The sequence below is a fragment of the Streptomyces sp. NPDC003691 genome (assembly GCF_053981115.1).
The window spans coordinates 18,056-28,970 of the sequence record NZ_JBSFNQ010000025.1 but is presented as its reverse complement, the minus strand read 5'-3'; the positions used below and the strand labels follow the sequence as shown (position 1 = coordinate 28,970).

The window sequence follows — 10,915 nt, the reverse complement described above, 5'->3', positions numbered from 1 at the left end:
CGGAGGGCGAAATTGGCATTCCGTGCCACGAAATAGGGCACGCGGTGCCGGTGACCTGGGACTTTGGGTAACCTCGCGCTCACGCTGAGCCCCACCCTGCGGGGCGGTTCCCTCTTTCAGGTGCAGCGCCCGCACAGACGAGGACGGGCAGACCAAGAAGGGGCGCGGGGAACTGCGCGACAAGCGACTACGGTCCGCGGTCGGCACTCTGCCGCGGGCGCGCTGCTCGGCGGCCGTGCCCGGAGGGGCCGGAGACTCCGGGCTGCGGTACCCCGGGGCGGTCCCGGGACCCCCGGCCGGGCCCGGGACCCCGGGGCGGCCCGCCCCCCCCGTGACCGCGCCGTCAGGCGCGCGGCGCGCAGCCCAGGACGTGGGCCTTGACCAGGGGGCCGATTTCCGGGTCGCGGCGCTGGAAGGCGTCCACCAGCGCCTGGTGCTCCTCCGCGTACGACTGCTGGACCGTGCCCAGCCAGCGGATGGAGAGCGCCGTGAAGACCTCGATGCCCAGGCCCTCCCAGGTGTGCAGCAGGACCGCGTTGCCCGCGGCCCGGACCAGCTCGCGGTGGAAGCCCACGGTGTGCCGCACCTGGCCCGCCGAATCGCCCGCCCCGTCGGCCTCGTACAGCGCCGCGACATGCGGGGTCAGCGCCGAGCAGTCGCGGGCCAGCTTCTCCGCCGCCAGCTCGGCCGCGATCTGCTCCAGGCCCGCCCGGACCGGATAGCTCTCCTCCAGGTCCGCCGCGGTCAGATTCCGGACCCGGACGCCCTTGTTGGGCACCGATTCGATCAGACGCAGGCTCTCCAGCTCCCGCAAGGCCTCGCGGACGGGCGTCTGGGAGACCTGGAGCTCGGTGGCGATACCCCGCTCCACGATCCGCTCTCCGGGCTTCCAGCGTCCGCTGACGATGCCCTCCACGATGTGCTCGCGGATCTGCTCCCGGAGCGAGTGGACGACGGGCGGGGTCATGAGAGCTCCCGAGGGGGGACCGGAGATGGGATGCCCGCCCATTATCGCCGCCGTGGTCCGGGCCCGGTCGGCCGGTGGTGCCCCCGGCGCGCTGCGCGCCCCCGGAGACGCCCGTACGGCCCCGTAGCGGCGGCCTGCCCAGTACGGCCGCGGCACGGCCCTGCACGGCCCTGCACGGCCGGGGCACGGCCCCGTACGTCCCGGTACGGCCCCGGAACACCGCAGCGCCCCCGCCGGGTGTCCGGCGGGGGCGCTGCGGTTGCCGTACGGGCCTCACGGCCGCACGAGGAGCCAGGAGCCTTACAGGCCGAGCTCGACCTCGAACTCACCGGCCTCCAGGATCGCCTTGACCGTGGTCAGGTAGCGGGCGGCGTCGGCGCCGTCCACCAGACGGTGGTCGTAGGAGAGCGACAGGTAGACCATGTCGCGGACACCGATGACGGTGCCCTCCGGGGTCTCGATGACCGCGGGACGCTTCACCGTGGCGCCGATGCCCAGGATGGCGGCCTGAGTGGGCGGCACGATGACGGTGTCGAACAGCGCACCGCGCGAACCGGTGTTGCTGATGGTGAACGTCGCGCCCGCCAGGTCGTCCGGACGGATCTTGTTGGTGCGCACGGCACCCGCCAGCTCCGCGGTCTTCTTGGCGATACCGGCGAGGTTGAGGTCACCCGCGCCCTTGATGACCGGGGTCATCAGGCCCTTCTCGGAGTCCACGGCGATGCCGATGTTCTCCGAGTCGAAGTAGGTGATGGTGCCCTCGTCCTCGTTGATCCGGGCGTTGACGATCGGGTGGGCCTTCAGCGCCTGGGCCGCGGCCTTCACGAAGAACGGCATCGGGGAGAGCTTGACGCCCTCACGGGCCGCGAAGGCGCCCTTCGCCTGGTTGCGCAGCCGCATCAGCTTGGTGACGTCGACCTCGACGACCGTGGTCAGCTGGGCCTGGCTGTGCAGCGCCTTCATCATGTTGTCGCCGATGAGCTTGCGCATCCGGGTCATCTTGACCGTCTGGCCGCGCAGCGGGGAGACCTCCAGCACCGGAGCCTTCGCGGCGGCGGCCGGGGCCTGCGGCGCGGCGGCAGCGGCGGGCGCCGGGGCGGCGGCCCGGGCGGCCTCGGCGGCGGCCACGACGTCCTGCTTGCGGATCCGGCCACCGACACCGGTGCCCTTGACCGCGGACAGGTCCACGCCGTTCTCGGAGGCGAGCTTGCGGACCAGCGGGGTCACGTACGCGTCACCGGCCGACACCGCGGCGGGGGCCGCGGCGGGCGCGGGTGCGGCCGGGGCGGCCGGAGCCGGAGCGGCCACCGGAGCCGGAGCCTGCACCGGCTGCGGGGCCGGGGCGGGCGCCGCCGGAGCGGGCGCGGGAGCCGGGGCCTCGGCGACCGGGGCGGGCGCCGCGGGGGCAGGAGCCGGAGCCGGAGCGGGGGCGGCGGGCGCGGCGGCGGGAGCCGGAGCGGCGGCCGGAGCCGCACCCGCGGCACCGATCACGGCCAGCTTGGCGCCGACCTCGGCGGTCTCGTCCTCGCCGACCACGATCTCCAGCAGCACACCGGCGGCCGGGGCGGGGATCTCGGTGTCGACCTTGTCGGTCGAGACCTCCAGCAGCGGCTCGTCCTCCTCGACGGAGTCGCCGACGGACTTCAGCCAGCGGGTGACGGTGCCCTCGGTGACGCTCTCACCGAGCGCGGGCAGCACGACGTCCGTACCGGACGCGCCACCCGCGGGGGCGGCGGCCGGGGCGGCCTCGGCGGCCGGCGCGGGGGCCGGGGCCTCGGCGACGGGGGCCGGAGCCGGAGCGGCGGCGGGCTCGGCGGCCGGGGCGGGCGCCGGCGCGGCCTCGGCGGCGGGCGCCGGGGCGGCGGCCGGGGCACCCGTACCGTCGTCGATGATCGCCAGCTCGGCGCCGACCTCGACGGTCTCGTCCTCGGCGACCTTGATGGACGCCAGGATCCCGGCGGCCGGGGCGGGGATCTCGGTGTCGACCTTGTCGGTCGAGACCTCCAGCAGCGGCTCGTCGGCCTCGACGCGCTCGCCCTCGGCCTTCAGCCAGCGGGTGACGGTGCCTTCGGTGACGCTCTCACCGAGCGCCGGAAGGGTTACGGAAACCGGCATGGTTTCTGTTGCTCCTAACGGATGGGTCTCCCCAGCTCCGGCGCGCGGGCGTGGGGAAGTGCGGAAGTGGTCGTCGGGCCGCGGCGGGCCCCGGCGTCAGTCGTGGGCGTGCAGCGGCTTGCCGGCCAGGGCCAGGTGGGCCTCGCCGAGAGCCTCGTTCTGCGTCGGGTGGGCGTGGATGAGCTGCGCCACCTCGGACGGCAGGGCCTCCCAGTTGTAGATCAGCTGGGCCTCGCCGATCTGCTCGCCCATCCGGTCGCCGACCATGTGCACGCCGACGACGGCACCGTCCTTGACCTGCACGAGCTTGATCTCGCCCTGAGTCTTGAGGATCTTGCTCTTGCCGTTGCCGCCCAGGTTGTACTTGAGCGCGACGACCTTGTCCGCGCCGTAGATCTCCTTGGCCTTGGCCTCGGTGATGCCCACGGAGGCGACCTCGGGGTGGCAGTACGTCACCCGGGGCACGCCGTCGTAGTCGATCGGGACGGTCTTCAGACCGGCCAGGCGCTCCGCCACCAGGATGCCCTCGGCGAAGCCGACGTGCGCGAGCTGGAGGGTGGGGACCAGGTCGCCGACCGCCGAGATGGTGGGCACGTTGGTCCGCATGTACTCGTCGGCCAGGACATAGCCGCGGTCCATCGCGACGCCCTGCTCCTCGTAGCCGAGACCGGCGGAGACCGGGCCGCGGCCGACCGCGACCAGCAGCACCTCGGCCTCGAAGACCTTGCCGTCGGCCAGGGTCACCCGGACGCCGTCCTGGGTGTACTCGGCCTTCTCGAAGAAGGTGCCCAGGTTGAACTTGATGCCGCGCTTGCGGAAGGCCCGCTCCAGCAGCTTGGAGCTGTTCTCGTCCTCGACCGGGACGAGGTGCTTCAGGCCCTCGATCACGGTGACCTCGGCGCCGAAGGAACGCCAGGCGGAGGCGAACTCGACACCGATGACGCCGCCGCCGAGCACGATCGCGGACTGCGGGACACGGTCCAGCTTCAGCGCGTGGTCGGACGAGATGATGCGGTTGCCGTCGATCTCCAGGCCGGGCAGCGACTTCGGAACCGAGCCGGTCGCCAGGAGGATGTGGCGGCCTTCGATCCGGCGTCCGTTGACATCGACCGAGGTGGGGGAGGACAGACGCCCCTCACCCTCGATGACGGTGATCTTGCGGGAGGCGATCAGCCCCTGGAGCCCCTTGTAGAGGCCGGAGATCACATCGTCCTTGTACTTGTGCACGGCGGCCACGTCGATGCCCTCGAACGTGGCCTTCACGCCGAACTGCTCCGACTCGCGGGCCTGGTCGGCGATCTCGCCGGCGTGCAGCAGCGCCTTGGTGGGAATGCAGCCGTAGTGCAGGCAGGTACCGCCGAGCTTGCCCTTCTCGATCAGGGCGACATCGAGCCCGAGCTGGGCCCCGCGCAGGGCCGCGGCATAACCACCGCTGCCGCCGCCGAGGATCACTAGGTCGAAAACGGTGCTGGCGTCGTTCGCCACGTCACGTCCTCCATGCATGTGCGCCGGTCACCGGTTCCCCTCGTTCGCCGGGGCGACCGGCCTGTCGGCTGGTGTGCGGCCGATGTCTCGTCGGCCCTGTGGTGAGGGCCCTGTCCTGCCGAGGCCCATCTTCGCACTTGTCGCGGGAAGACGGGACGCGGGGCGGCGGTCGGGCGGCGTTCGCTCGGTCACCTTCTCCGTTACCGGTGCGTAGAACCTCCCGTACCGTCCCCTGATTCCGGGGTACGCCGGACGGCCCACCGGTTTCGTCCACAGCGAACGCGCCCCGGCGCAGGCACCCCGGCAGCGGCCGGGAGGCGGTGCGGCGGGGGTACGGGTACGGCCCCGGGCGGGGAGCCCGGGGCCGTACCCGTACCGCGGGGCCGGATCAGCCCAGCTCGCCCTCGCCCAGCTTCTCCGCCAGCCGGACCAGGGTGCGCACCGAGGAGCCGGTGCCGCCCTTCGGGGTGTAGCCGTACGGCGCGCCCTCGTGGAACGCCGGACCGGCGATGTCCAGGTGGGCCCAGGTGATGCCCTCGCCGATGAACTCCTGGAGGAAGAGACCGGCGACCAGGCCGCCGCCCATCCGCTCGCCCATGTTGGCGATGTCCGCGGTCGGCGAGTCCATGCCCTTGCGCAGGTCGGCCGGGAGCGGCATCGGCCAGGACTGCTCGCCGACCTCCTCCGCGGTCTCGTGCAGGGCGGTGCGGAAGGCGTCGTCGTTGGCCATCACACCGAAGGTGCGGTTGCCGAGCGCCAGCACCATCGCGCCGGTCAGCGTCGCCACGTCGACGATCGCGTCCGGGTTCTCCTCGGACGCCTTCCACAGCGCGTCCGCCAGCACGAGCCGGCCCTCGGCGTCGGTGTTGAGCACCTCGACGGTCTTGCCGCTGTACATCCGCAGCACGTCGCCGGGGCGGGTGGCGGTGCCGGACGGCATGTTCTCGGCGAGCGCCAGCCAGCCGGTCACATTGACCGGCAGCCCGAGCCGGGCGGCGGCGACGACGGCCGCGAACACGGCGGCGGCACCGCTCATGTCGCACTTCATCGTCTCGTTGTGCCCGGCGGGCTTCAGGGAGATGCCGCCGGAGTCGTAGGTGATGCCCTTGCCGACCAGCGCCAGGTGCTTGGCGTCCTTGGCGTGGGTGTAGGTGAGCTTCACCAGGCGCGGCGGGTTGGCCGATCCCTGGCCGACGCCCAGGATCCCGCCGAAGCCGCCCTTGACCAGCGCCTTCTCGTCGAGGATCTGGACCTTGACACCGACCTCCTTGCCGGCCGCGCTCGCCACCAGGGCGAACGCCTCCGGGGTGAGGTCGTTCGGCGGGGTGTTGATCAGGTCACGGGCCCGGTTGACCTCCTCGGCCAGGACCAGGGCGCGCTCCGCGGCCGCCTTGTACGCCTTGTCGCGCGGCTTGGCGCCGAGCAGGGCGACCTCGGCGAGCGGGGCCTTGCCGGCGCCCTTGCCGTCGCCGCCCTGGTAGGCGGTGAAGGCGTACGCGCCCAGCAGCGCGCCCTCGGCGACGGCCTGCGCGTCGGCGGGGGAGGCGATCGGCAGGGCGAACGCGGCCTTCTTTGCTCCGCCCAGGGCGCGGGCGGCGGTACCGGCGGCGCGGCGCAGCGCCTCGGCGCCGTACGCACCGTCCTCGGGCGCGGCACCCAGGCCGACCGCGAGGACGACCGGGGCCTTCAGCCCGGCGGGGGACGGGAGCTTGACGGCCTCGCCCTCGGCGCCGGAGGCGCCCAGGGTGTCCAGGACGGTGGCGAGCCTGCCGTCGAACGCCGTGTCCACGGCCTCGGCGCCCGGCGCGACCACCGGGCCCTTGGCGCCCTTCGCGACACCGACGACCACGGCGTCGGCGCGCAGCGTCGCTGCGCCGGCAGTGCTGAGAGTGAGTGCAGTCACGGTGCTGTTGTCTCGCTTCCGTTGAGTTCAGGGCCGGGTGACGGCCACCAGGCGGCGGGGACGGCTCGGCGTCCTGTCCGGACAGAGCCTACGCGCGCCCGCCGGGCTCCCTCACGGCGGCGGCGGATCACCGGCCGGCGGCCGGTGCTTCCGGGGCGGGCGGGAGGTCCGGGTCGTGGCCGGGGCGCCGGTCCGGGGGCCCGGTCCGGGCGTCCCGCCGGGTGTCCGGAGGGCCTGCCGGACCTCGCCGCAACTGGCTTCCGGGCGGCGGGACTTGGGTGCGGCCGGGCTCAGCCGCCCAGGACGAGGACGGTCAGCGCGACGGTGGCCGCGGTCTCCGCGAGCGCCCCGAAGACATCGCCGGTGACCCCGCCGAAGCGGCGGCGGCAGTGCCGCAGCAGCACTTCGGCCGCGGCGATCGCGGCAAGGACGGCGAGTCCGTAGCGGGCGCCCGTGCCCGCGCCGTGCACGGCGCCCGCGCCCGCGCACAGCGCGGTGGTGAGCACGACGGCCATCAGCGCGGGGACCGCCGGGACGGCTCCGGCGACCGCGGCGCCCAGCCCCTCGGGCCGGGCCGCCGGGACCCCCGCCCGGGCGGCGGCGGTCAGCGCCAGCCGGGCCGCGACGGCCGCCAGGACCGCGCCCCCGGCGGCGTACTCCCAGCCCCGTCCGTACAGGGTCGCGACCGACGCGACCTGGGCGAGCAGCACGAACAGCAGGGTGATCACCCCGAACGGCCCGATGTCCGACCGCTTCATGATCTCCAGCGCGGCCGCGGGGGGTTTGGCGCTGCCCAGCCCGTCGGCGGTGTCCGCGAGGCCGTCCAGGTGCAGGCCGCGGGTGAGGACCGCGGGTACGGCGACGGTCGCCACGGCCGCGGGCAGCGCACCGGCCCCGGCCAGCCAGAGGGCACCGCCCGCCGCTGCCGCCGCGGCCCCGACGACCAGCCCGGCGAGCGGTGCGCACAGCATTCCGGCCCGGGCGGCGGCCCGGTCCCAGCGGGTGAGCCGGACGGGCAGCACCGTCAGGGTGCCGAACGCGAACCGCAGGCCGGTGACCGGACCGGCGGGTGCGGGGTCGGGGGCGGGATCGTTCACCGGCGAAGGGTAGCCCACGGTCCCAAGGCCCCCGCCGGAGCGTTCCGGATGGCCCTGAGACCACCCGGAAAAGTGGATAAAACAGAGAAAACGGGAACGGTGCAGGGGGAGAGGGAGGTGACGGCACCCATGGGGACGTGGTTCCACGACAACATCACCGAGCCCGGCAAACTGCCGATGCTGCTCGCGCTCGCCGCCTTCGTCCTCACCTTCCTCCTCACCCGGACGGTGACCCGGCTGATCCGGGCGGGCCGCGGCCCCTTCCGCAACGTCACCCCCGGCGGTCTCCATATCCACCATGTCGTCCCGGGCGTCATCCTCACCGTCGTCGGCGGCTTCGGTGCCGTCGGCAGCGGCCGCCAGGGCTGGGGCGCCGCCGTCTTCGCGGTCGTCTTCGGCATCGGCGCCGGGCTGGTCCTCGACGAGTTCGCGCTGATCGTCCATCTCGACGACGTCTACTGGACGGAGGAGGGCCGCCGCAGTGTGGAGGTGGTGGTCGTGGCCACCGCCCTGGCCCTGCTGGTCCTCGGCGGCTTCTCGCCCCTCGGGGTGGACACGCTCAGCGACAGCGAACGGCAGGACCGGGCCACCCTGATCGCCACCCTGGTCCTCAATCTCCTGCTGGTCCTCGTCGCCTTCTTCAAGGGCAAACCGGTGACGGCGCTGATCGGGGTCCTGGTGCCGTTCGTCGCGCTCTTCGGCGCGGTACGGCTGGCCCGGCCCGGCTCGCCCTGGGCCCGCCGGTTCTACCGCACCCGGCACCGGGCCAGGGCCCGCGCACGGCTGCGCTCGTACCGCCACGACCGCCGCTGGGACGGGCCCCGGCGCCGCTTTCAGGACCTGATCGCCGGGGCGCCCGACCGGCTGCCGTCCCGGGCCCGGCCCCCGGGGCCCGGCGGCTGATCCCCGCGCCGCCGGAACACCCCGGCCACCGCGCAGAGCGCCACCGCCGCCGCGATCGCGGCCAGATGCTCCTTGCCCGCCAGATTCGGCTTCACCACCACCTCGGCGACCATGGCCGCCACCACCGCCGCGGCCGTGAACCAGGCCCGCCACCGCAGACACACCACCACCGCGAGCCCCACCACCGCCGCCGAAGGGCCGGTGTCCACGACCCGGGCGTCCGTCTCCGGCAGCCCCAGCGGCCCGCCCGGCCCGACCGCGATGCCCAGCCGGGCGTACAGCGTCCCCGCCAGGGTGCAGACATAGGCGACCAGCAGGGTGCGGCGGCGGCCCAGCGAGATCTCGGCCACCCCGAACACCAGCAGCACCTGCGCCAGCGCGCCCCACACCGGCAGGTCGAGCGCCGGGACGAACAGCGACAGCGGGGTACGGAGCAGGGCGAGCCACAGCGGATCCTCCGCCCGTACGAAACCGGCCGCGCGGACCGCGCCGTACCCCCACTCCTGGTGCTGCACCAGCTGGAAGCCGGCCGTCAGGGCCACCGCGGCGAGCGTCAGCGGCACCGCCCGCCAGGTCCGTACGGCGAGGGCCCGGCGCACCTCGCCGAAGAGCGGCCCCCACTCGCGCCGCGCGAAACCGGCGGCCGTCTCCCGTACTGTCACCGGGCGCCCTCCGCCCGGCCGCCCTCCAGATGCCTGCGGTGCAGCCACTTCGGCAGCCCCGGGGCCTCCAGAAAGCCTTCGGCGCGGCCCGCCGCCAGGCCGATCCGCGGCAGATCGGCGCTCTTCTCGAAGAGCAGGAAGCGGGGCTCCCAGATCGGCCGGTACTTGGCATTGGCCCGGTACAGCGATTCGATCTGCCACCAGCGGGAGAAGAAGCTCAGCAGCGACCGCCACAGCCGCAGCACCGGCCCCGCGCCGAGCCGGGAGCCGCGCTCGAAGACCGAGCGGAACATCGCGAAGTTCAGCGACACCTGGGTCACACCGATCTCGCCGGACCGCTCCAGCAGTTCGATGACCATGAACTCCATCAGCCCGTTGTCGGAATCCCGGTCACGCCGCATCAGGTCCAGCGAGAGCCCCTTTGGACCCCAGGGGACGAAGCTCAGCAGCGCCCGCAGCTCCCCCTCGGCATCGGTGCACTCCAGCATCACGCACCGGCCGTCGTCCGGATCGCCGAGCCGCCCCAGCGCCATTGAGAAACCCCGTTCGGTGGCCCCGTCGCGCCAGTCGTCGGCACGCCGCAGCAGCACGTCCAGCTCCGCGGGCGGAATCTCCTCGTGGCGGCGGATCCGGACCGAGTACCCGGCGCGCTTCACCCGGTTGTAGGCCTGCCGTACGGTTCGCATCGCCCGGCCCTCCAGGGTGAACTCGTCGGTCTCGACGATCGCCTCGTCGCCCAGCTCCAGCGCGTCCAGGCCGTGCCGGGCGTAGATCGTCCCGGCCTCTTCGCCCGCCCCCATCACCGCCGGGATCCAGCCGTGCTCCCGGGCCTGCTCCAGCCAGGGGACGATGGCGCCCGGCCAGGCCTCCGGATCACCGATCGGATCCCCGGAGGCCAGACAGACCCCGCCGACCACCCGGTAGGCGACTGCTGCCTTGCCGGTCGGCGACCACACCACGCTCTTCTCGCGGCGCAGCGCGAAGTAGCCCAAGGAGTCCCGCTCGCCGTGGCGGCCGAGGAGTTCGCGCAGCCGCTCCTCGTCGCCGGGGCTGATCGGATCGACCGCGCGGCGGGAGCGGAAGGCCGCGTACAGCACCCCCAGGAGCAGCAGGGTCGACATCACGTTGATCGTCACATCGACCCACCCGGGCGTGTGGATCGCCGGGACGTCGGTGTCCTTGGCGGCCAGCGAGATCAGCCGCAGGACCCCGTACCGCCAGCGCTCCAGGAAGGACGGCGAGCCCGGGGCGGTGTTGGTGACGGTCACCAGCACGGCGGCGAGCAGTGAGGTCACCAGCAGTCCGCCGGCCGCGACCGCCGCGGCCAGCTTGGGGTTGGCCCGGTCGCCCTTGGCGTAGAACTCCCGCCGCCCCAGCAGCAGCGCGCCGCAGAAGGCGGTGGTCAGGACCAGCGACACCCAGTTCTGCGCATGGGCCCTGATCGCCTCGTCCCGGGCGAAGGCCAGCACGAACAGCAGCAGAAACGCCCCCGCCAGCACCATGTTGAGGATCCACGCCGCCCGTTTGCGGCGCCGCATGGTGATGGCCAGAAAGAGTGTGAACACCCCCGAGGCGAAGCCCGCGGTGAGCAGATAGGGGGTGAAGTAGTCGTCGATGTTGTGGCGGCGGATGTCCTGGCCGAACGAGACCCAGACGGCGCTCAGCAGATTGACGAAGGTGACGGCGCGCAGATACCAGACGGTGAACGCCCAGCTCCGGCGGGCGCGGGCGGTGGTGACGGGGCGCTGAGCATCGCTGGACAAGCGGACCTCTCCCATGAAAC

The 10,915-nt window shown here is 73.6% G+C and carries 8 protein-coding genes; 1 reads left to right on the top strand and 7 read right to left on the bottom strand.

Annotation, left to right across the window (positions count from 1 at the left end; genetic code table 11):
• Positions 1-343: 343 nt before the first annotated feature.
• The 5 genes from ACWDR0_RS14840 to ACWDR0_RS14820 all read right to left on the bottom strand — a co-directional run bounded on the left by ACWDR0_RS14840 (position 344) and on the right by ACWDR0_RS14820 (position 7,567).
• Positions 344-967, bottom strand: coding sequence for a GntR family transcriptional regulator (locus tag ACWDR0_RS14840; RefSeq protein ID WP_456352064.1), 624 nt, complete (start codon positions 965-967; stop codon positions 344-346).
• 300 nt (positions 968-1,267) lie between these two features.
• Positions 1,268-3,082, bottom strand: coding sequence for a 2-oxoglutarate dehydrogenase, E2 component, dihydrolipoamide succinyltransferase (gene sucB / locus ACWDR0_RS14835; RefSeq protein ID WP_456352063.1), 1,815 nt, complete (start codon positions 3,080-3,082; stop codon positions 1,268-1,270).
• Between the two features lie 96 nt (positions 3,083-3,178).
• Entirely contained in the window at positions 3,179-4,567 is a 1,389-nt protein-coding gene (gene lpdA, locus ACWDR0_RS14830; protein ID WP_146479705.1) for a dihydrolipoyl dehydrogenase, read from the bottom strand.
• 388 nt (positions 4,568-4,955) lie between these two features.
• Positions 4,956-6,470, bottom strand: a complete 1,515-nt coding sequence (locus ACWDR0_RS14825; protein ID WP_456352062.1) for a leucyl aminopeptidase — start codon at positions 6,468-6,470, stop codon at positions 4,956-4,958.
• 290 nt (positions 6,471-6,760) lie between these two features.
• Positions 6,761-7,567 carry an adenosylcobinamide-GDP ribazoletransferase gene (locus tag ACWDR0_RS14820; protein ID WP_456352061.1) on the bottom strand — a complete coding sequence of 269 codons (807 nt, stop codon included), beginning with the start codon at positions 7,565-7,567 and terminating at the stop codon, positions 6,761-6,763.
• Between the two features lie 129 nt (positions 7,568-7,696).
• On the opposite strand from ACWDR0_RS14820, the gene ACWDR0_RS14815 reads away from it, so the two are divergent.
• Positions 7,697-8,470 carry a hypothetical protein gene (locus ACWDR0_RS14815; protein WP_456352060.1) on the top strand — a complete coding sequence of 258 codons (774 nt, stop codon included), beginning with the start codon at positions 7,697-7,699 and terminating at the stop codon, positions 8,468-8,470.
• Here ACWDR0_RS14815 and ACWDR0_RS14810 read toward each other — a convergent pair.
• Positions 8,401-9,132 (bottom strand): hypothetical protein, encoded by a 732-nt coding sequence (locus ACWDR0_RS14810; RefSeq protein ID WP_456352059.1) that lies wholly within the window; start codon positions 9,130-9,132, stop codon positions 8,401-8,403. The genes ACWDR0_RS14815 and ACWDR0_RS14810 overlap by 70 nt on opposite strands.
• The gene (locus ACWDR0_RS14805) at positions 9,129-10,910 is read right to left on the bottom strand and encodes a phosphatidylglycerol lysyltransferase domain-containing protein (protein WP_456352058.1); all 1,782 of its coding nucleotides are present in this window, start codon (positions 10,908-10,910) and stop codon (positions 9,129-9,131) included. Before ACWDR0_RS14805 ends, ACWDR0_RS14810 begins: the two co-directional genes overlap by 4 nt.
• Between the last annotated feature and the right edge of the window lie 5 nt (positions 10,911-10,915).

Bases quoted from the DNA above. Each gene is read 5' to 3' on its own strand.
- ACWDR0_RS14815 (WP_456352060.1), top strand. From the start codon at position 7,697: ATGGGGACGTGGTTCCACGACAACATCACCGAGCCCGGCAAACTGCCG.
- sucB (WP_456352063.1), bottom strand. From the start codon at position 3,082: ATGCCGGTTTCCGTAACCCTTCCGGCGCTCGGTGAGAGCGTCACCGAA.
- ACWDR0_RS14805 (WP_456352058.1), bottom strand. From the start codon at position 10,910: ATGGGAGAGGTCCGCTTGTCCAGCGATGCTCAGCGCCCCGTCACCACC.
- ACWDR0_RS14840 (WP_456352064.1), bottom strand. From the start codon at position 967: ATGACCCCGCCCGTCGTCCACTCGCTCCGGGAGCAGATCCGCGAGCAC.